This is a genomic window from Streptomyces sp. NPDC087420, from assembly GCF_044744165.1.
Lineage (GTDB): Bacteria > Actinomycetota > Actinomycetes > Streptomycetales > Streptomycetaceae > Streptomyces.
This window is the reverse complement of the sequence record NZ_JBIUXU010000010.1, coordinates 15,293-36,270: the sequence shown is the minus strand read 5'-3', so window position 1 is coordinate 36,270 and position 20,978 is coordinate 15,293. Positions and strand designations below refer to the sequence as shown.

Annotated in this window: 12 protein-coding genes; 8 read left to right on the top strand and 4 right to left on the bottom strand. The window is 74.4% G+C overall.

All coding sequences use genetic code 11. The features are described 5' to 3' along the window. The first annotated feature begins 229 nt into the window (after positions 1–229). The 4 genes from ACIO1C_RS21460 to ACIO1C_RS21445 all read left to right on the top strand — a co-directional run bounded on the left by ACIO1C_RS21460 (position 230) and on the right by ACIO1C_RS21445 (position 7,492). Positions 230–1,348 carry a glycosyltransferase family 4 protein gene (locus ACIO1C_RS21460; protein WP_401865885.1) on the top strand — a complete coding sequence of 373 codons (1,119 nt, stop codon included), beginning with the start codon at positions 230–232 and terminating at the stop codon, positions 1,346–1,348. Continuing rightward, a complete protein-coding gene (locus tag ACIO1C_RS21455; RefSeq protein ID WP_401865883.1) occupies positions 1,345–2,583 on the top strand; it encodes a glycosyltransferase in 1,239 nt (412 codons plus the stop codon). Before ACIO1C_RS21460 ends, ACIO1C_RS21455 begins: the two co-directional genes overlap by 4 nt. A 401-nt stretch (positions 2,584–2,984) precedes the next feature. Further along, the gene (locus tag ACIO1C_RS21450) at positions 2,985–3,869 is read left to right on the top strand and encodes an SGNH/GDSL hydrolase family protein (RefSeq protein ID WP_401866350.1); all 885 of its coding nucleotides are present in this window, start codon (positions 2,985–2,987) and stop codon (positions 3,867–3,869) included. Next, positions 3,866–7,492: a hydantoinase B/oxoprolinase family protein gene (locus tag ACIO1C_RS21445; RefSeq protein ID WP_401865881.1), complete on the top strand. Its 3,627-nt coding sequence runs from the start codon at positions 3,866–3,868 to the stop codon at positions 7,490–7,492. The genes ACIO1C_RS21450 and ACIO1C_RS21445 overlap by 4 nt, the downstream gene beginning before the upstream one ends. A 2-nt stretch (positions 7,493–7,494) precedes the next feature. On the opposite strand, the gene ACIO1C_RS21440 is transcribed toward ACIO1C_RS21445, so the two are convergent. The 4 genes from ACIO1C_RS21440 to ACIO1C_RS21425 all read right to left on the bottom strand — a co-directional run bounded on the left by ACIO1C_RS21440 (position 7,495) and on the right by ACIO1C_RS21425 (position 11,187). Further along, positions 7,495–8,379, bottom strand: coding sequence for a biotin-dependent carboxyltransferase family protein (locus ACIO1C_RS21440; RefSeq protein ID WP_401865879.1), 885 nt, complete (start codon positions 8,377–8,379; stop codon positions 7,495–7,497). Beyond that, positions 8,376–9,044, bottom strand: coding sequence for a 5-oxoprolinase subunit PxpB (gene pxpB, locus ACIO1C_RS21435; protein ID WP_401865877.1), 669 nt, complete (start codon positions 9,042–9,044; stop codon positions 8,376–8,378). The genes ACIO1C_RS21440 and pxpB overlap by 4 nt, the downstream gene beginning before the upstream one ends. Positions 9,045–9,111: 67 nt before the next feature. Further along, on the bottom strand, positions 9,112–9,876 hold the full coding sequence (locus ACIO1C_RS21430) for a LamB/YcsF family protein (protein WP_401865875.1): 765 nt from the start codon (positions 9,874–9,876) through the stop codon (positions 9,112–9,114). A 33-nt stretch (positions 9,877–9,909) separates the two neighbouring features. Beyond that, entirely contained in the window at positions 9,910–11,187 is a 1,278-nt protein-coding gene (locus ACIO1C_RS21425; RefSeq protein WP_401865873.1) for an MFS transporter, read from the bottom strand. 182 nt (positions 11,188–11,369) lie between these two features. On the opposite strand from ACIO1C_RS21425, the gene ACIO1C_RS21420 reads away from it, so the two are divergent. The 4 genes from ACIO1C_RS21420 (at position 11,370) to ACIO1C_RS21405 (ending at position 20,977) form a co-directional block, all read left to right on the top strand. Next, positions 11,370–12,050: a GntR family transcriptional regulator gene (locus ACIO1C_RS21420; protein WP_401865871.1), complete on the top strand. Its 681-nt coding sequence runs from the start codon at positions 11,370–11,372 to the stop codon at positions 12,048–12,050. Between the two features lie 116 nt (positions 12,051–12,166). After that, the gene (locus ACIO1C_RS21415; protein ID WP_401865869.1) at positions 12,167–13,711 is read left to right on the top strand and encodes a hypothetical protein; all 1,545 of its coding nucleotides are present in this window, start codon (positions 12,167–12,169) and stop codon (positions 13,709–13,711) included. A gap of 418 nt (positions 13,712–14,129) precedes the next feature. Beyond that, on the top strand, positions 14,130–15,041 hold the full coding sequence (locus tag ACIO1C_RS21410; protein ID WP_401865867.1) for a hypothetical protein: 912 nt from the start codon (positions 14,130–14,132) through the stop codon (positions 15,039–15,041). Positions 15,042–15,127: 86 nt separating this feature from the next. After that, entirely contained in the window at positions 15,128–20,977 is a 5,850-nt protein-coding gene (locus tag ACIO1C_RS21405) for a hypothetical protein (RefSeq protein ID WP_401865865.1), read from the top strand. The last annotated feature ends 1 nt before the right edge of the window (position 20,978 follow it).

The following is a 20,978-nucleotide window of genomic DNA, read 5'->3' as shown; positions in this document are numbered from 1 at the left end:
CGGCGGAGCGCCGGGCCGGTGGCGACGACTGTGCTGATGGCGACGACTGTGCCGGTGGCCACGAGCGTGTCACGCGTGTGGCTCGATGTGCGTTCCACGTGTGTTTCGGTACGACGTCCGAGGCCGCGGCGCCCTCCGGGACACCCCGGAGTCCAATGCTCATGGGGCGTTCGTCGGGCGGAAAGATCCACGTTGGCAGGGACACGTCCGGCAGGACGACAACACGAGCATGCGTGTCGTCATTGTCACCGAGTCCTACCCGCCCGACGTCAACGGCGTGGCCCATTGCGCCCTCCAGACCGCCCGGCACCTCGCCGCGCGCGGTCATGACCCGCTCGTCATCGCCCCGGCCGTCGCCGGCGACGACGAGATCGACTCACCGTGCCCCGTGGTACGTGTGCCCTCACTCCCGCTCCCCGGCTATCCGCAGGTCCGGGTGGCACTGCCCAGCCGGCGGGTGGCCGCGACGATCGCCGCGCACCGCGCCGACCTCGTCCACCTGGCGGGCCCCTTCGTGCTCGGCGTGCGCGGCATGTCGGCCGCCACCCGGCTCGGCGTCCCCGCCGTCGCCGTCTACCAGACCGACCTCGCCGGATACGCCAGGACGTACGTCGGCGCCGGCGAGGCGGCGGCCTGGCGGCGCATACGCGCCGTCCACACCGCCGCCGACCGCACCCTCGCGCCGTCCAGCGCCGCCGTCCGCGATCTCGCCGCGCACGGCATTCCCCGGGTCAGCCTGTGGCCGCGCGGGGTGGACACCGTACGGTTCCGGCCGGAGCTGCGCGACGAGGCGCTGCGGCGGCGGTTCGCGCCGAACGGTGAGCTGATCGTCGGTTACGTCGGCCGGCTGGCGCCCGAGAAGCACGTGGAACTCCTGGCGGGCGTCTGCGCGCTGCCGGGCGTCCGGGTGGTGATCGTCGGGGACGGCCCCAGCGAGGCGTCACTGCGGGGCGCGCTGCCCGGCGCGCTCTTCCTGGGCCGTACCACCGGAGACGAACTGGCCAGGACCTTCGCGTCCTTCGACGTCTTCGCGCACACCGGCCCGTACGAAACCTTCTGCCAGACCGTGCAGGAGGCGATGGCCAGCGGGGTGCCGGTGATCGCGCCCGCGGCGGGCGGACCGCTCGACCTCGTGGACCACGGCCGTACGGGAACGCTCGTGACGCCCCTCGACACCGACGCCGTCACCCGGGCCGTCGAGGACCTCGCCCACGCGCCCGTCCTGCGCGCCTCCTACGGACGCGTGGCCCGGGCCACGGTCGAGGGGCGCACCTGGGCGGTGGTCGGGGACCAGCTGATCGACCACTACGCGGCCGTCCTCGGCGCCCGCACGGCGGTGGTCGCGTGAACGCGGCGGGTTCGTCCCTTCCGTCTGCCTCTGTAGGAGGCGGCCTGCGGATCGTACGGCTGGCCAACTTCGTCACCCCGGCCTCCGGCGGCCTGCGCACCGCGCTCCAGGAGCTGGGCAGCGGCTACCTGGCGGCCGGGCACGAACCGGTGCTGATCGTGCCGGGGGAGCGGGACACCGACGAGCACACCACGCAGGGACGGGTGATCACCCTGCCGGGCCCGGTGCTGCCCGGCACCGGCGGCTACCGCGTCCTGACCGCGCGGCGGCGGCTGCGGGAGGTGCTCGAACAGATCCGTCCTGACCGGCTGGAGGTGTCCGACAGGACCACCCTGCGCTGGACCGGGGAGTGGGCGCGCCGCCACCGCGTGCCGTCCGTGATGGTCTCCCACGAGACCGCCGACGGGGTGCTGCGGACCTGGGGCGTGCCCGGAGCGGCGGCGGGGCGGACGGCGGACCGGATCAACCTGCGCAGCGCGTGGGCGTACTCCCGGATCGTCTGCACCACGGAGTGGTCGGAGCGCGAGTTCCTGCGCATCGGGGCCCGGAACGTGGTGCGGGCGCCGCTGGGGGTGGATCTGGTGCGGTGCCGGCCGGAGCGGCGCGACCCGGCGCTGCGGGAGCGGTACGCGCGCGGGGCGGACGTCCTGCTGCTGCTCGGCTCCCGGCTGTCGGTGGAGAAGCGGCCCGGCACGGCGCTGGACGCGCTGGCGGAGCTGCGGGCGCGGGGTGTGCGGGCGGTGCTGGTCGTGGCGGGCGAAGGCCCGCTGCGGGCCGGGCTGGTCCGCAGGGCGCAGGCGCAGCGGCTGCCGGCGCTCTTCCTGGGCCACGTGCGGGACCGGGCCGCCATGGCGGATCTCCAGGCGGCGGCGGACATCTGCCTGGCGCCGGGACCCGCCGAGACCTTCGGGCTCTCGGCCCTGGAGGCGCTGGCCTGCGGCACACCGGTGGTCGCGAGCGCGTCGTCGGCGCTGCCCGAGGTCATCGGCGACGCGGGCAGGTCGGCGGCGGACACGGGCGCGGCCTTCGCCGACGCCGTACAAGCACTGCTGGGCCACCCGGAGCCGCAGCGCCGCACGGCGGCGAGGGCGAGGGCGGAACTGTTCGGCTGGGACCGCTCGGTGGAGGCGTTCCTGGCGGCCCACGACACCGAGGCACTGCGCCCGGTCGAACGGCTGCCCGATCCGGTGTCCACCGCGCCCCCACTCCACCACCCGGACGGGGCGCCACGGTGAGCGGGCCGGGGACGCCCGCGGCACGGGAGGCCTCGGGGGAGGCGGCACCGGAGAGGGGTGCGGCGAGACGGGTGCCCGCCGGGTCGGGAGCCGCCGGGGTGTCCGCGCCGGTGTCCGCGTGTGTGTCGGCTCCTACGGAGGTGGCACGGCCGGCCGCCGGGGCGGCCACCTGCGCGGCGGCTTCCACGGCGGCCGACGCGTCCACGGTCCCGCGGGACCCGGGAGCCGCCCTGGCGGTCCTGCGACCGGTTGCCGGGTCCGTCGCGGACCCGTCCCTGGGCAGCGGCACGGCGTCGGGGTCCGTTGCCGAGGCGTCCTCCGTCAGGCGGGCCGCACCAGGGGGCGTCGGCCCGGCCGCGCCCTGCAGCCCGGTCGCGCCCGGCGACCCGGACGGGGCCCGGCTGTCGGGCCCCGGGGGTCTCGCTCCGTCGCGTGGGATCCGGTTCGCCGCGCTGGGGGATTCCCTTACCGCCGGGGTCGGTGACCCCGTGGACGGGGGCTGGCGGGGGTGGGCCGCCCTGCTCGGTGGAGGGCTCGGCGGGGGAGACTTCCGTAACTTCGCCGTCAGTGGCGCGCTCACCCGCGACGTCGAGGAGGACCAACTGCCCGCCGCCCTCGACTTCGCCCCCGACCTAGCCTCCGTCGTCGTCGGCGTCAACGACACCCTGCGCTGCGCCTTCGACATCCAGGACCTCGCCCGCCGCCTCGACCGCGTCTGTCACGCCCTCGCCGCGCGCGGCACCGTCCTGCTGACCGCCTGCCTCCCCGACCCCGGCACCATGCTCGGCCTGCCCGCGCCGCTCGCCCGCCCGCTCGCCCGGCGCCAGCGGGCCGTCAACGCCGTCGTGCACGCGCTGTCCGAACGCCACGGCGCGGTCCACCTGCACATGGCGGACGCCGCCTGGGTCGCCGACCGGACCCTCTGGAGCGCCGACCGGCTGCACCCGGGCGAGCGCGGCCACCGGATGACCGCCGCCCGCTTCCACGACCTGCTCGCCGCCCGCGGCCTCGCCCCCGGCCCGGCCCCCTCACTGGAGGCGGACCGGCCGCCCCCGACCCGTACGGCCGCACTCGCCTGGCTCGCCACCGCGGGCACCGGATGGGTCGTACGGAGGTGCCAGGACCTGCTGCCCGAACTGCTGCGCCTGGCCGGTGACGAGGTACAACACTGGGCCAGGGGCACCACCGCCCGCCTCGACCTTCACGCCGAACACGCGCTCTCCGGCGCGCTCGCCGCGCTCGGCGCACGGTCTCCCGGGCCATCTCTTGCGAGAATGGGGGAATGACCGGGACCGGACGCTGGGAATTCTGGATCGACCGGGGCGGCACCTTCACCGACGTGGTGGGCAGGCGCCCCGACGGCCGGCTCGTCACCCGCAAACTGCTCTCCCACCAGCCGGAGCGCCACCAGGACGCGGCCGTCGCCGGCATCCGGCTGCTCCTCGGCCTCGGCCCCGGCGAACCCGTCCCCGCCGAGCGCGTCCGCGGCGTGAAGATGGGCACGACCGTCGCCACCAACGCCCTGCTGGAGCGGCGCGGCGAGCCCACCGTCCTCGTGATCACCGAGGGCTTCCGCGACGCCCTGCGGATCGCGTACCAGAACCGCCCCCGGCTCTTCGACCGCAGGATCGTCCTGCCCGAGGCGGTGTACGAGCGGGTCGTGGAGGTCCCGGAACGGATCGACGCGCACGGCGCCACCGTCCGGCCGCTCGACCTGGACCCCGTCACCGACGCCCTGCGCGCCGCCCACGACGACGGCTTCCGCAGCGCCGCCGTGGTCCTGATGCACGGCTACCGCCACCCCGCCCACGAGACCGCCGTCGCCGACGCCGCCCGTGCCGTGGGCTTCACCCAGGTCAGCTGCTCCCACGAGGTCAGCCCGCTGATCAAGCTGGTCCCGCGCGGGGACACGACCGTCGTGGACGCCTATCTCTCCCCGATCCTGCGCCGGTACGTCGAGGAGATCGCCGGTGAACTGCGCGGCATCCGGCTCATGTTCATGCAGTCCAACGGCGGACTGCGCGAAGCCGCCCACTTCCGCGGCAAGGACGCCGTGCTGTCGGGCCCGGCCGGCGGCGTCGTCGGCATGGTCCGTACGTCCGAACAGGCCGGCTTCGACCGTGTCATCGGCTTCGACATGGGCGGCACCTCCACCGATGTCTCCCACTACGCGGGCGAGTTCGAGCGCGAACTGGGCACCCAGGTCGCCGGCGTCCGGATGCGCGCCCCCATGATGAACATCCACACCGTCGCCGCGGGCGGCGGATCCGTTCTGCACTTCGACGGACAGCGCTACCGCGTCGGCCCCGACTCGGCGGGCGCCGTACCGGGCCCCGCCTGCTACCGGCGCGGCGGCCCGCTCACCGTCACCGACGCCCATGTGATGCTCGGCCGGATCCAACCGGCCCATTTCCCGGCGGTGTTCGGCCCCGACGGCGACCTGCCGCTGGACGCCGGGGCCGTACGGGCCCGCTTCGTGGAACTGGCCGGAGACGTGACCAAGGCCACCGGCGCCCGCCGCTCGCCGGAGCAAGTCGCCGCCGGTTACCTGGAGATCGCCGTCCTCAACATGGCGAACGCCGTCAAGAAGATCTCCGTACAGCGCGGACACGACATCACCCGCTACGCCCTCACCAGCTTCGGCGGCGCGGGCGGCCAGCACGCGTGCGCGGTCGCCGACGCCCTGGGCATCGACACCGTGATCGTGCCCCCGCTCGCCGGGGTCCTGTCCGCGTACGGCATCGGTCTCGCCGACGCGACCGCCATGCGCGAGCAGTCCGTCGAGGCCGAGTTGACCGGACCGGCGCTGCGTCACGTGCGCGAGGTGTGTGACGACCTGGCCGCGCGCACCCGCGCCGATCTGCGCGCCGATTCCGTACTGGACGACGCGATCACCACCCACGCGCGCGTGCTCCTGCGGTATGCCGGTACGGACGCGAGCCTGCCCGTCGCCCTGGACACCGTTCCGGCGATGGCGGAGGCCTTCCTCGCCGAACACCGTTCCCGCTACGCCTTCACGATGGACAAGCCGCTGGTGGTGGAGGCGGTCTCGGTCGAAGCGATCGGGGCGGCGGGCGGCGAGCCCCGGCCCGGGCCGGCGGGGCAGGCTCTCACCGATGCCGGGGCGGAGGCCGAGCCCGAGCCGTACGCCCTGACCGGCATGTTCGTGGACGGCCGGGTCCGGGACACCCCGCTCCACCGGCGCGCCGACCTCCGTACGGGCGCCACCGTCACCGGCCCCGCCGTGATCACCGAGCCCGACGCCACCACGATCGTCGAGCCGGGGTGGCGGGCGAGGGCGGCGGAGTCGGGTCATCTGCTGCTGAGCCGTGTACGGCCCCGGCCCACGCGGGTCGCGGTCGGCACGGACGTCGACCCGGTGCTGCTGGAGGTCTTCAACAACCTCTTCATGGCCATCGCCGAACAGATGGGCGTGCGCCTGGAGAACACCGCCCACTCGGTCAACATCAAGGAGCGGCTGGACTTCTCGTGCGCCCTCTTCGACGCCGAGGGCAACCTGATCGCCAACGCCCCCCACATCCCCGTCCACTTGGGGTCGATGGGCGAATCCATCAAGGAGGTGCTGCGGCGCAACGGGGGCGAGTTGCGCCCCGGCGACGTGTACGCCATCAACGATCCGTACCACGGCGGCACCCATCTGCCCGATGTGACGGTCGTGACCCCCGTCTTCGACGAGGGGGGCGGGGAGCTCCAGTTCCTGGTGGCCTCGCGTGGCCACCACGCCGAGATCGGCGGCATCACCCCCGGCTCCATGCCGGCCTTCAGCACCGACATCCACGAAGAGGGCGTGCTGTTCGACAACTGGCTGCTCGTCAGGGACGGCCGGCTGCGGGAGGAGGAGACGCGGGACCTGCTCACCGGCGCCCGGCACCCGTCCCGCGACCCGGACACCAACCTCGCGGACCTGCGCGCCCAGATCGCGGCGAACGAGAAGGGTATCGCCGAACTCCACGCCATGGTGGGCGAGTTCGGCCTCGACGTGGTGCAGGCGTACATGGGACACGTACGGCGCAACGCCGAGGAGTCCGTACGGCGCATCATCGCCGACCTCCACGACGGCTCGTACCGCTACGAGACCGACTCGGGCGCTGTGATCGAGGTCGCCCTCCGGGTCGACCGGGCGGACCGTAGCGCGGTCGTGGACTTCGCCGGCACCTCGCCACAGCAGCCGGGCAACTTCAACGCGCCCCGGTCCGTGGTGATGGCGGCCGTCCTGTACGTCTTCCGCACGCTCGTGGCCGACGACATCCCGCTCAACAGCGGCTGCCTGGTCCCCCTTGAGGTGCGCGTACCGGACGGGTCGATGCTCGCACCCGCCTACCCCGCGGCCACCGTGGCGGGCAACGTGGAGATCTCCCAGGCCGTCACGGGCGCGCTGTACGCGGCGCTCGGGATCCAGGCGGAGGGCTCAGGCACCATGAACAACCTCACCTTCGGCAACGACCGGGTGCAGTACTACGAGACTGTCGCCAGCGGCTCGGGCGCGGGCGACGCCTTCGACGGCGCCGACGCCGTACAGACCCACATGACCAACTCCCGCCTCACCGACCCCGAGGTGCTGGAGTGGCGGTATCCCGTACGGGTGGACAGCTTCGCCGTCCGGGAGGGCAGCGGCGGCACCGGACGATGGCGGGGCGGCGAGGGAGTCGTACGGCGCATCCGCTTCCTGGAGCCGATGACGGTGACCCTCCTCACCGGACACCGCAGGGCGGCTCCGTACGGGATGGCCGGCGGCGGCCCCGGCGCGCTCGGCGACAACTCCCTGGAACGCGCGGACGGTTCGGTCACGCCGCTGGAAGGGGTCGACTCCGTGGAGGCGGGAGCGGACGACGTCCTGGTGATGCGGACACCGGGCGGCGGTGGGTACGGGACGGCGGACGGGGCCTGAGATCAGTCCGTACGGGGAGTGGGCCGGCCGTACGGGACGAAGCGGATCGGCGTGCCGGGGACCGCCTGCGCCGCCGCCGCGAGGTCCGCCTCCCGCACGACCGCGACCACCGGATAGCCCCCGGTCGTCGGATGGTCGGCGAGGAACACCAACGGCTGCCCGTCCGGCGGCACTTGCACCGCGCCGAGCACCATGCCCTCGCTGGGCAGTTCACCGGTCACCGCGCGCTCCAGCGCGGGCCCCTCCGTGCGCAGGCCGATGCGGTTGCTCGCGGAGGACACCCGGTAGACGGCGGAGGCGAGCGTCCGCAGGGCCGCGTCCGTGAACCAGTGGTCGCGCGGCCCCAGCCGTACCCGCAACACCAGTTCGACGGGCGGCGCCTGCGCCGGCACCGCGTCGGCCGGGGCCGCCGAACCCCCTCGGGGTCCCAGCGGCAGGACCGTACCGTCGCGCAGGGGCGCGGGGCCGAGCCCCGACAGGAGGTCGGTGGACCGGCTGCCCAGCACGGGCTCCACCGCGACCCCGCCGCCGAACGCCAGATAACTCCGGACCCCGGACACCGCGTGGCCGACATCGAGCAGCGCCCCCGCCGGGACCCGTACGGACTGCCCCCACGCCACCGGGCGGCCGTCCACGGTCACCCCGCACGGCGCGCCCGTCACGGCCACCTGGACCGTGCAACGCGGCCGGACCGCAACGCCGTTGAGGGTTGTCTCCAGTGCTGCCGCGCCCTCCGGATTGCCCACCAGCCGGTTGCCCAGCCGCAGCGCGGGCGGATCGAGCGCCCCGGAGCGGGGCACACCCAGGTGCGCGTGGCCGTGCCGCCCGAGATCCTGCACGGTGGTCAGCGCCCCGGCCCGCACGACGGCCAACGCCCGGTCCGTCATCGGCCCTTGCTCCCGTGCCCGTCGTCCTCCACCGCCGTGAAACGCACGCGCGTCCCCGGGGAGAGGAGGGCGGCCGGCTCGCGCGACGCGTCCCACAGCACGGTGTCCGTCGTCCCGATCACCTGCCAACCACCGGGCGAGGAGCGCGGGTACACCCCGGTGTACGGCCCCGCGAGACCGACCGAGCCCGCCGGGACAGCCGTCCGGGGCGTGGCCCTGCGAGGAACGGCGTACCGCTCGCCGAGTCCGGTGAGATAGCCGAAGCCGGGCGCGAACCCGCAGAAGGCGACCCGGAATTCGGCCGCCGTGTGGATCCGTACCACCTCCCGCTCCGACATTCCCCACAGCGCCGCCACCTCCGCCAGGTCGGGTCCGTCGTAGCGGACCGGCAGGCTGACGGTGGCCGACCCCGGGGAGTCGGGAGGGGGCAGCTCCCAGGTGAGCAGCCCGGCCGCGAAACCGGCCGGGTCGTCCAGTCCGTCGAGCAGCACCGTGCGCGCCGCCGGCACGATCTCCCGTACGGCGGGGAGGGTCCCGGCGGCGCGCCGGCGCAGCAACTCGGCCCGGAAGGCCGCCGTTTCCTCGCCGTCGGCCAGCTCCACGAGCAGCGCCCGGTCGCCGACGGGCAGGGCCGTACCGCGATAGGGACGCGCGGTCGGACTCATACGAGGGCCTCCACCGGAGTCACGGACATACGAAGGCTTTCTCCATCGGCCTCCACCGGCGTCACACTCATACGAAGGCCTCCACCCGGACCCCGGCCGCCTCCAGTTGGCTCCGCACGCGCCGCGCCAGGTCGACGGCGCCCGGCGTGTCCCCGTGCAGGCACAGCGAGCGCGCGCGGACACTGACCGACTGCCCGCACCGCGAGGTCAGCACACCGAACCGCGCCATGGACACGGACCGTTCGACCACGGCCGCCGCGTCGGTGATCACCGCGCCCTCCTGGCCACGGGGCACCAGCGTGCCCTCCGGTGTGTACGCGCGGTCCGCGAACGCCTCGGTGATCACGGGCAGTCCGGCCTTCTCCGCCAGGTCGTGCAGTCGCGAGCCCGGCAGGCCGAGCAACGGCAGCCGCTCGCCGGTGAGTTTGACGCCCTCCACGACGGCCTCCGCCTGTTCCGCGTCGTGTACCACCCGGTTGTAGAGCGCGCCGTGCGGCTTCACGTACGCGACCCGCGCGCCGGCCGCCTTCGCGAAGACCTCCAACGCGCCGATCTGGTAGGCGATCTCGGCGGCCAGCTCGTCCGGCGGCACGTCCATCGACCGCCGCCCGAAGCCCGCCAGATCCCGGTAGGAGACCTGGGCGCCGATCCGTACCCCCCGCTCGACGGCCCAGGCGCAGACCCGCCGCATGGTGGCCGCGTCCCCGGCGTGGAAGCCGCAGGCCACGTTGGCGCTGGTGACGACGGAGAGCAGCTGCTCGTCGTCGGTCAGCCGCCAGCGGCCGAAGCCCTCGCCCAGGTCGGCGTTGAGATCGACGGACGCCCAGGTCATGGAGTCACCTTCCGGTCGTAACAGTCCTGCGATTCACAGCAGTTCGCGCCCACGGGTCTCCGGGAGGCCGAACAGCGCGACTACCGCGAGACCGTAGCCGACGGCCCCGAAGACCAGAGCGCCGCCAACGCCCCAGCTGGTGGCCAGGAAACCGACGAGGGTGGGGAAGAACGCGCCGACGGCGCGCCCGGTGTTGTACGTGAAGCCCTGGCCCGTACCGCGCACGGCGGTCGGATACAGCTCACTGAGGAACGAGCCGAAGCCGCTGAAGATGGCCGACATGCAGAAGCCGAGCGGGAATCCGAGGACGAGCAGCAGGCCGTCCGCCGACGCGGGAATGTTGACGTACACCAGGATGGCGAGCGCGGACAGCACGGCGAAGATCGCGATGTTCTTCTTCCTGCCGAGCCGGTCGGTGAGGTAACCCCCCGTCAGATAGCCGAGGAAGGCCCCGGAGATCAGGAACGTGAGATACCCGCCGGTGCCGACGACGCTGAGCCCGCGCTCGGTCTTGAGGTACGTGGGCACCCAGGTGGCGAGCGTGTAGTAACCCCCCTGCACCCCGGCGGACATGAGGGTCGCGAAGAGCGTCGTACGGAGCAGGCCCGTACGGAAGATCGTGGTGAAGGCGCCCTTCTCGGCGCTCTCGCGCCGCTGTTGAGCGGCCTCCGGGGCGTCCTTGACGTTGCGCCGTACGTAGATGATCAGCAGCGCCGGCAGGGCGCCGGTCCAGAACATCACCCGCCAGGCGGTGTCCGCGTCGAGGAACTGGAACACGAGCGTGTAGACGATCACCGCGAGCGCCCAGCCGGCCGCCCAGGCGCTCTGGACGGCGCCGAGGGTGCGGCCCCGGTGCTTGCCGCTCGCGTACTCCGCGACCAGGATCGCGCCGACGGCCCACTCGCCGCCGAAACCGAGGCCCTGGAGGGCACGGAAGAGCAGCAGGGTCTCGTAGTTGGGCGCGAAGCCGCACAGGACGGTGAAGACCGCGTACGTCCCCACGGTGATCATCAGGGCCCTCACCCGGCCGATGCGGTCGGCCAGGATGCCCGCGAGGGCTCCCCCGACGGCCGAGACGACGAGGGTCACGGTGGTGAGGAGGCCGGTCTGGCCGCTGTCGAGCCCGAAGTAGGCGGCGATCGCCACCATGCTGAGCGGCAGGGTGAAGAAGTCGTAGGAATCCAGGCCGTATCCGCCGAACGCGCCGCCGAACGCGCGGCGCCCCTGCGGGCCGAGGGCGCGGAACCAGGCGAACGTGCCGGTGTCCTCGGGGAGTTCGTCCTTGGTCAGACGTGCTTGGGTCGTGCTCATCTGCACCTCAAAGGGGAGGAGGGAGAGAGTGCCGGGACCTTGAGCTGACCCCAAGGTAGAGGATTGTTGAACGATCCGACAACAGTCTTGTGGTTTCGTTCTTGTTTCCGGTCGACTGCTCCTTACGATGGACGTCCTGAGGCGGGGCGGACGCGTGACGACGGCGGGGGAGAGAAGGCGCTGTGGGTGAACTGGCCGACGACCGGGCGCTGCTGGGCCGTACGAGTACGGCGGAACGGGTCGCGGACATCCTGCGCACCCGGATCGCCGACGGGTACTTCCGGCCGGGGGAGCGGCTCTCCGAGGAGGCCATCGGCGGGGCGCTCGGGGTCTCGCGCAACACGCTGCGTGAGGCGTTCCGGCTGCTCACCCACGAACGGCTGCTCGTCCACGAACTGAACCGGGGGGTCTTCGTCCGGGTCCTCGCCGTCGAGGACGTCGAGGACATCTACCGCACCCGCCGGCTGGTCGAATGCGCGGTCGTGCGCGGGCTCGGTGAGCCGCCGTACCTCCTGGGCGGACTGGAGGCGGCCGTCGGCGCGGGCGAACAGGCATCCGAGGACGGGATCTGGACCGGGGTCGCGACGGCCAACATCCACTTCCACCGCGAGCTGGTCGCCCTCGCGGGCAGCTCGCGCACCGACGAACTGATGCGCGGAGTCGTGGCCGAACTGCGGCTCGCCTTCCATGTCGTGGGCGATCCCCGGCGTCTGCACCAGCCGTATCTCGTCCGCAACCGCGTGCTGCTGGAGTCGCTCAGGTCGGGGGACAGGGACGGGTCGGAGCGGCTGCTGGCCGCGTATCTGGACGACTCGCGCGAGCAGCTGGTGGAGGTGTACGCGCGCAGGGTGGCGCAGCCGTAGCCGTAGCCGTAGCTGGATCTGGATCTGTGGCGACCGCACGACACGGACCGGCCACCGCGCGGGTCGCTTCTGCGCCGTTTCGACCGTTGTCAGTCCGAGGATCTAATCTGTGCAACGTGACTTCGCCTGCCTCGCCGGAATTCGTTCCGCCCCAGCTCAGCGCGGGGCCGCGGCCCGCACAGGGCCCGGCCGCCGACGAAGGGCTGGCGCGGCGGCTGCGCGCGCTCGCGTGCACGGCGCCCCTGCACGATCTGGACACCCGGAAGGCCAACCTCGCGGGGGAGTACTCGATATACGCGATGGCCGAGGTCGCGCTCTCCGCGATCGATCTGGTCACGCTGAACATGGACTTCGACACCGGCGCCGACCACGAGCAGATCGTCGCCCGGCTGCTGCCGCGCGTCGCCGCGCAGGCTCCGCGCCGCCCGGCCGCCGAGCACGAGCGGGTCGCCCGCTGGGTGCTGGAGAACCTGATCAACGTCGGCAGCGTGGACCGCGGTTTTCGCGCGGTGTACGGGACGTTCGGCACCGACGGCGTCTACACCCGCCGGGACTACGACTTCAAGCTCATCGAGGAGGTCCCCGGGCACGGCGGGAGCGTCTACCTCCGCACGACGGACGAAGCGGTCAACGTACTGGTGGGCGCCCTCGACACGGACGTCACCAGCGCCCAGATCGCCGCCGAGGTCAAGCTGGAGGTCCTGATCAACCGCGGCCGCCTCGCGGACGCGCAGCTCGCCGCCGAACAGGCCAGGTACCGCACGGTGCAGTACGCGGAAACGCTGCGGCGGACGCTGGAGGCGACGCGGCGCAACGTCCGCGCGGTCGACTGGCTCAACGCCGTCCCGGACATGATCGACGAAGCGCTCGACCATGTCGCCGACCGGTACCGCCACGAGAACGCGATCCTCACGAACATCCGCAAGGCCCGCGACGAGGCCGAGACGGGGAACGACCCCAAGACCGCCGAACACAAGCGGCGCGCCGCCGAGCTGGTCGACATCGTCAAGGACTGCATCCGCCGGCACACCCAGCTCCAGTCCCGGCTGCTGGAGGCCGGACCGCTGTTCCGGGCCGAGCAGGACCGCCAGGCGTTCGCGGGTCCGTCGGCCCGGACGGGCCTCGACCTGTACGGGCAGCTGGTCGCCCCGCTGCTGCCGCTGCCGGTGGAGCAGGCGACGCGCGTGACGGACGCGTTCTTCGCCCGGGGCACCGGACTGCGTACGCCGGTGTCCGTCCGGGTCGGCGACCTGATCGACCTCCTGCTGACGCCCCCGGTCGAGCGCGAGCACCTCGGCGCGGAGATGCCGGAGCCGGACCTGATCGCGACGCCTGACGACAGCCGGTTCAGCGAGGAGCAGCTGGCGAGCGCGATGGAACTGCTCACGCTGGAACACGACGCCCCGCGCCGCCTCTCGGGCCTCCTCGTCGAGGCGCGCCTCCGCGACCCCGAACTGCCCTACCTGGTGGCTCTGCTGGCCATCCACGCGGCCAGCCCTCCCGTGGGCACGGCCTACCGCCAGGGCGAGGAGCGCCTGCTGTTCGCCGTGGACGACGGCACCCCCCTGCACGACCCGGAGTTCGGCGGGGCCGACCTGATAGTGGGTACGGCGCTCCTGGACGTGGCGGGCATGACGGCGGCCCGCACGGAGGCAGCGTGAACCCGACGACGCGGCTTTCGGCGACGGCTCGTCCTCGGGCGGCCTTCCCGCCGGCGCGCCCGCTTTCAGCAACTCGGCGTCGAGCCGCCTTCTTTCTGACGTCCGGGCGGTCGGCGACAGCGCCTTCGGTGGCCAGGCCCCTGGCGTCCTGGCGGCCGGTGCCTGTCCCTCCCGCGTCCGAGTCTTCGGCTGCCCCGTGGCCGGCGACAAGCCCGGCGCGCCCCGGGGATCGTGCCCGCCGCCGCGGTGGACCGCCGACGCGGCCCCGCCGGGCGATGGGCGGCGCGGATCGGAGCCGTACAGAAAAGGCAGGAAGGGCGAGACCGGGGCGCGGATCCCCGTGGCGCGGCGGCCGTGCCCGGTCGGGTCGTCGGGTCGTTCTCGTCACAGCCACCCCCCACCGCAAGGAGCAGTCCCCGTGAGCGACCACCACGCCGAGCACTCCGCCGCGTGGGGCGAGCCCGCCGTCGTGGAGACGGCCGAGCGCGCCGTCCCGGCGGCGAGCGGTTCGGTCACCCCCGCCGACGCGGCCGACGCCGCCCGGCTCGTCTCCTTCGGCCTCCAGCCCAAGCTGCTCCCCGCCCGCGACACGGAGTACACCGAGCTGCTCCGCCGCTACCGCGAGGACACCGCCTTCGCCCGGATCGCCGACGCCGTCGCCACCGGCTTCGGCCTCATCGTCCTGGAGGTCTCCCCCCGCGCCGGCATGGCCGTCACCGCCGCCGAGGACTCCGTCTTCGCCGTCCGGATGGGCGACTACGCGCGCCGCGCCGCCACCGACTCCGCCGACCGCTTCCTGCACGGCCTCGCCCATCTGGCCGTCGCCGCCATGTCGTTCCCCCGGCCCGAGGACCTCGCCGACGACGGTTACATCGGCCGGATCACGGTCAACGGGGTCGACGGCTTCGTCCGCCAGGCCTGCCGGCGGCTGGAGGAACGCGCCGAGGAGGACGGCGAGAACACCGACCCGTCCACAGACGCCCCCGGCCTCGAAGTCGCCTGGCGGATCTACTCACGGCGCAGCGCCACCGGCGCCACGAAGGACGCGCGGCGGCTGGCCGGTTCCACCACCGGCATCGTCGGCAAGGCCGTCGCCTTCCTCACCGAGTCCGGCTTCCTCCAGCGCACCGGCGACGACGCCGGAGGCGCGTACCGCACCACCGCCCGCTACCAGCTCCAGGTACGGGACATGGCCGGTCACGCGGCCATGACGGAGCTGCTGGAGCTGGGCATCGTCCCGGTCACCGACGGCTCGGCCACCCTGCTGCCGCCACGCTACAGCGACGACCTCGACCTGGTCGCCGACGCGGGCCTGCCCTTCCACTCCTGACCGATCGGCCGCCGGGCCGGTCCCGCCGCCCGTTCCCCCCTACCCCCCCCATGCCTGCACCGTTCACCAGACGAGAGTCCGCCGCCATGTACGAGCTGTCCCGGGTCCGCCTCTACTCCATCGGCCCTGCCGGTGCGCGCTACGCCGACACCGTGCTCGACCTGCGCGGAGTGGGCGCGCCCGTGCCTCACCCCGCCCCCGCGCAGGCGGAGTTCTTCGAGGAGGAGCCCGTCGGGCCGCCGCGCCGGCCCGCCCCCGCCGGCGTGCTCTTCCTGGAGAACGGCGGCGGCAAGTCCGTCCTGCTCAAGCTGATCTTCTCGGTGATGCTGCCGGGACACCGCAACACCCTCGGCGGCGCCAGCTCCGGCGTCCTGCGCAAGTTCCTCCTCGCCGACGACTGCGGCCATGTCGCCCTGGAGTGGCAGCACGTCCTCACCGGCGAACTGGTCGTGGTCGGCAAGGCCAGTGAGTGGCGCGGGCGCCAGGTGTCCAACGACCCGAGGAAGTTCACCGAGGGCTGGTACTCCTTCCGGCCCGGCCCCGGGCTCAGCCTGGACTCCCTGCCGGTCGCCGAAGCCACCTCCGTCCGGCCGCCCACCGAGGGCGCCTCGGGCGCGCGCGGCCGGCGCCGCACGATGAAGGGTTTCCGGGACGCGCTCACCGAGGCCGGCAAGTTCTATCTCCACCTCGACGTCCACTGGGAAGAGATCCACGACCGCTGGAACGAACACCTCGGGGATCTCGGACTCGACCCCGAACTGTTCCGCTACCAGCGGGAGATGAACGCCGACGAGGGCGAGGCCGCCGGCCTCTTCGCCGTCAAGAAGGACTCCGACTTCACCGACCTGCTGCTGCGCGCCGTCACCGACACCCGCGACACGGACGGCCTCGCCGACCTCGTCGGCGGCTTCGGCAACAAGCTGGGCCGCCGCGCCGAGCTGACCGCGGAGCGCGACTTCACCGCCGGATCGGTCGATCTGCTCGGCCGCATCGTCGAGACCACCGGCACCCGCGCGAGGGCCCGTGACATCCACACGGCCGCCGAGCGCCGGGCCCGTACGCTCGTACGGCGGATCGCGGCCCGCGGGGCCGAGGAGCGCGACCGGGCCGCCGAGCTGGCCCAGCGGGTCACCGCCGCCGCGCACACCGTGACCGGGGCCGAGCAGGCGCGGGGCCGCAGCGCGCTGATCGCCGCCGAACTGGCGTACCGCCACGCCTCCCTGGCGCTCGCCGTCGCCGAGAAGCGCGCCGCCGCGCAGCGCCGTGAACTGACCGAGGCCCGTACGCTCCACTCCGCCTGGCAGGCGGCGGAGGCCGTCCTGCGGCACCGCGCCGCCGCCGACCGCGCGGCGCGCGTCGCCGTCGCGATCCGCGAGGCCGAGCGGGACGCGGCCCCCGCGCTGGCAGCGCGCGCCACGGCCGCGGGTGATCTCGTCCGCGCGCTGCACGCCGCCGCCGAGGACGGGGAACGCCTGGCGAACGAGGAGGAGGAGCGCTCCGCCGTCCTCCAGGAGTCGGGCGAGGCCGCCCACCGCGACGCGACCTCCGCCGCGACCGAGGCGCAGCGCGCCCGCAGCGAGATCGGCCATCTGCGCCAGCGGCTGGGCGAGGTGGAGCAGGAGACGACCGAGGCGGTACGGGCGGGCTGGCTCGACAACACCGCGCCGGACGCCGACCCGGCCCGCGCGGCGCTCGCCGCGACGGACGCCGAGAAGTCGGCGGTGGCGGCGTGGGACGGCGCACGCGAGGCGGCCCGTACGGCCGCGGAGCGCGCCAGGGAGGCGGCGGCGGAGGAGTCCCGCGCCGAACTGACCGCGGCCCGCGCCGCCGACGCGGCCCTGGCCGCCGAGCACGCGTACGACGCGGAGCGCCGCGCGGCCGAGTCCCTCGCCCAGGAGGACCGCCTCGCGGAACTGCTCAGCCTCCCCCCGGCCCCCCAGCCTCAGCCCGGAGTCCCGGCCCCCCGCACGAGCCAGACCCCACCCCGCACGAGCCCCGCCATCCACGAACGCTCATCCCGCCCCACAAGGGTCACCGCAAAGCTCCCCACACCCACCACCCCGCCGAACGGCTCCCTGCGGGAGCCCACCCCGGAGGCGGCACGAGGCCAGGCCGTTCCCCCGGCCCAGGGCGGCACTCCACCAACCCCGGGCGGAGCCCGGGGCGGTTCGCCGGGTACGGCGACAAGCGAGAGCGACTGGTCGGGCGACCGCCTGAACAGGGCCTCGGGCGAGGCCGACCCAGCGGCCCAGGACGCCTCTTCGGTGACGGCCGGGGAAGCCCAGGGCGGTTCACCGGGCACGACGTCCGCCGAGGACGCTTCGTCGGGCGAGCGCCCGGCCGGGGCCCCCGGCGAGGCCGGTCGGGCCGGCCAGGGCCGTCATCCGGCAGCGCCCGGCGACGCCCGGGCGGCTCTGTCGGGTACGGAGACAGGCGGGAGCGGTCGGGCGGGCGACCAACCGGACAGGCTCCCTGGCGAGGCTGGATCGACGGCCCAGGACCGTCCCTCGGCGGAGCCCGGCGCAGCGCGGGCTGGTTCGCCGGGTACGGCCGCAAGCGGGGACGACGGGTTGGGCGACCGCGCGGTCGGGCACCTCGGCGAGACCGGCCCCGGAGCCCACGGCCACACTTCGGTTGCGCCCGGCGCAGGTTCGGGCGGTTCGGCGGGTACGGGGCGCGGCGGGAGCGGCTGGTCGGGCGACGGGGCGGGCAGTGCCCCCGGCGACGCCGGACCCGCGGCCCAGGGCCATTCCGCAACGGCCCCCGGCGCAGGCCCCCGCGGTTCCGGTGACGACGGGGCGGCGTCCGACCCCTCCGGGCCGGCCTCGGACCGAGGCCGGCTCATCGGCCGGGGTGGTGACCAGGGTGGCACCGCCACCGGCTCGCACGACGCCGGTCGGACCGGCGGGGTGACCGGTGACGCCTCAGGCGCGTCCGGTACGGCGTCCGACGGCCAACGCCGTCAGGCTCACGACGACCTCATGGGCGCCCCCGCGGTCACGTCCGGCAGCGCCGACACGTCCAACGCCACGGCTCTGGACAGCGCCGGTGACCCCCGAGGCCCCTCGGCCGACGCCGACGACCCCTCCGGCCACGACGGCGACCACCCGGTCCCCGCCCGCCGCAAGCGTTCCGCCCCCCGCCGCGCGTCCGACGCGCCCCTCACCCCCGCCGAGTTGGACCGGTACGCCGACGAGCTGCGTGAGCTGCTCGACCAGGGCATCGCCTCCGCCGAGCGCCGGCTGTTCGACCTGCGCACCGTCGCCGCCGACGACTCCCGGATCCTCGGCGCCCTCGGCGACGGCGGGTTGCTGCCGCCGGGACCCGACGTCCTGGCCACCGTCGAGTACCTGGGCGAGCACGGCATCCCCGCCCTCCCCGGCTGGCGCTACCTCGCCCAGGCCGTCGACCCCGGCGACCACGCCGCCGTCCTCGCCGCCCGGCCCGAGCTGGTCGACGGCGTCGTGATCACCGACCCCGCCTCGCACGCCCGCGCCCGTGACGTCCTCGCCGGTGCCGCCCTGCTGCCCCGGTCCGCCGTCGCCGTCGGGACGGCCGCCGCGCTGCTCGCGCCCGTGCCCGGCCCCGGCGCGCCGGGCCTGGACGACGGCGGGGTGTTCCTCGTACCGCCGAACCCGGCCATGCACGACGAACACGCCGCCGACGAGGAGCGCCAGGCCCTGCGCGCCCGCGCCACCGTCCGCGACGAGGACATCAAGCAACTCGCCGCCCGCCTGGCCGGCGACCGTTCCCTGGCCGCCCGCCTCGGCTCCTGGCGCGCCGACTGCCCGCCCGGCATGCTCACCGAACTCGCCGAGGCGGCCGAGACCGCCAGGCGGACCGCCGTGACGGCCGAGGCCGCGCTCGTGGAGGCCCGTACGGTACGGGCCGAGGCGGACGAGGCCGCCGCCGACACCGCCCGCGTCCGCGAGGAACGGCAGGAGACCGCCCAGCGCGCCCGCCGCGTCGCCGACGCCCTCGCCGGTCTCGCCTTCCGCCTGCGCGAACGCGCCGCCTGGCAGGCGAAGCTCCGCGAACTGGCCGACGACGCCGCCGAGTCCGAGGCCAGGGCCGCCGCCTGCCTGGAGCGGGCCCGCGCCTCGGACGAGGACCGCAGGGCCGCCCAGCGCGCCGCCGACGACGCCCGCCGGACCGCCCGCGCCCTGCGCGCCGAACGTGCCGAGATCGCGGGCGCGCCCGAAACCCTCCCGGAGCCCGCCCCCGACGCCCCCCGCATCGCCCTGCCCGCCCTCCGCGAGGCCTACCGCGCCGCCTCCCAACTATACGAGAAGGTCGGCGTCGGCGCCGACCTCCGCGCCGAACAGTCCCGCGCCGAGAGCGACGAGAGCGCCGCCGTGACCGAGTTGGACCGGCTCAGCAACAAGGTCCGCACCCGCGCCGCCCAACTCCTCGAATCCACCGACGGCGCCGACGGCCCGTCCCGCCAGGCCGCCGCCGCCCGCGCCGAGTCACTCGTCCAGATGCTGGAGACCCGCGCCACGACCGCCAGCGAGCAACTGGGCCGCCTGCGTGGCGAGGCCGAACGCCTCGCCCCCGCCGACGGAGAGGGCGAGAGCGGCGCGCACACCGACCTGCCCGAGGATCTCGTCCCCGCGGACGTCGAGCAGGCGCAGAGCATGCTCCGTACCGCCACCACCGAACGGGCCCTGCGCACCGACGCGCTGGACACCGCCCGCGCCGCCCACGGCGAGCTGCTCCACTTCCACCGCGCCGCCGAGGACGCGGCGGGCGGCTTCGACGAGACGAGCGCCCTCCTGCGCGACCTGCTGCGCGGCGCGGTCGCCGACGACACCGCCACCGACGAGACGGCCCAGCCGCCGGAGCCGTATCCCGGCAGCCTGGAGGAGGCCAGGCAGGCCGCCGCCGAGGCCCGCCGGTCCCTGCGTGCCTGCGCCCAGGACCTCTCCACGGCGGACGCCGCCCTGCGGGAGACCTGCGACGTCCTCGTACGGCACGCCAACTCCACCCGCTACGAGCAGGTCAGGACTCCCGCCCGCCAGCAGATCCGGGAACTGCCCGCGTCCGCCCTGCCGGAACACGCCGAGCGCTGGGCGGCGGCCTTCGCCCCCCGGCTCCGTGTCCTGACGGACGAGCTGGCGCAGCTGGAGCGCAACCGCGAGTCCATCGTCGACCGGCTGCGCGGCCTGGTCGAGTCCGCCCTGACCACGCTCCGGTCCGCCCAGCGGCTCTCCCGGCTGCCGGAGGGCCTGGGGGAGTGGTCCGGGCAGGAGTTCCTGCGGATCCGCTTCGAGGAGCCGGACCGTACGACTCTCACCGAGCGGCTCGGCGACGTCGTGGACGAGGCGACCCGCGCCGCCCTCAAGAAGAACTCCGACCTCCGCAGGGACGGCATCTCCCTCCTCCTGCGCGGCGTCCAGGCGGCGCTCCAGCCCAAGGGCATCGCCGTCGAGATCCTCAAGCCGGACGCCGTGCTGCGCGCCGAGCGTGTCCCCGTCGGGCAGATGGGCGACGTCTTCTCCGGAGGCCAGCTGCTCACCGCGGCGATCGCCCTCTACTGCACGATGGCGGCGCTGCGCAGCAACGACCGGGGCCGCGACAAGCACCGCCACGCGGGCACGCTCTTCCTCGACAACCCCATCGGCCGCGCCAACGCCACGTATCTGCTGGAGCTCCAGCGCGCGGTGTCGGACGCTCTCGGCGTGCAACTCCTCTACACCACGGGCCTCTTCGACACGACGGCGCTCGCGGAGTTCCCCCTGGTCATCCGGTTGCGCAACGACGCGGACCTGCGCGCGGGGCTGAAGTACATCAGCGTGGAGGAACACCTGCGCCCCGGTCTGCCCAAGCAGGACCCGGACGGCGAGGTCGTCCACGGCGAGATCACCGCGACCCGCATGTTCAAACGGAGTCAGGACGCCGTCGCCACCGAGGGAGCGGAAGCCGCCCAGGAGTAGA

What these genes read in the sequence shown, in the direction of transcription:
- pxpB (WP_401865877.1), bottom strand. Translation starts at nt 9,044, where the DNA reads ATGAGTCCGACCGCGCGTCCCTATCGCGGTACGGCCCTGCCCGTCGGC.
- ACIO1C_RS21425 (WP_401865873.1), bottom strand. Translation starts at nt 11,187, where the DNA reads ATGAGCACGACCCAAGCACGTCTGACCAAGGACGAACTCCCCGAGGAC.
- ACIO1C_RS21440 (WP_401865879.1), bottom strand. Translation starts at nt 8,379, where the DNA reads ATGACGGACCGGGCGTTGGCCGTCGTGCGGGCCGGGGCGCTGACCACC.
- ACIO1C_RS21430 (WP_401865875.1), bottom strand. Translation starts at nt 9,876, where the DNA reads ATGACCTGGGCGTCCGTCGATCTCAACGCCGACCTGGGCGAGGGCTTC.
- ACIO1C_RS21445 (WP_401865881.1), top strand. Translation starts at nt 3,866, where the DNA reads ATGACCGGGACCGGACGCTGGGAATTCTGGATCGACCGGGGCGGCACC.
- ACIO1C_RS21460 (WP_401865885.1), top strand. Translation starts at nt 230, where the DNA reads ATGCGTGTCGTCATTGTCACCGAGTCCTACCCGCCCGACGTCAACGGC.
- ACIO1C_RS21405 (WP_401865865.1), top strand. Translation starts at nt 15,128, where the DNA reads ATGTACGAGCTGTCCCGGGTCCGCCTCTACTCCATCGGCCCTGCCGGT.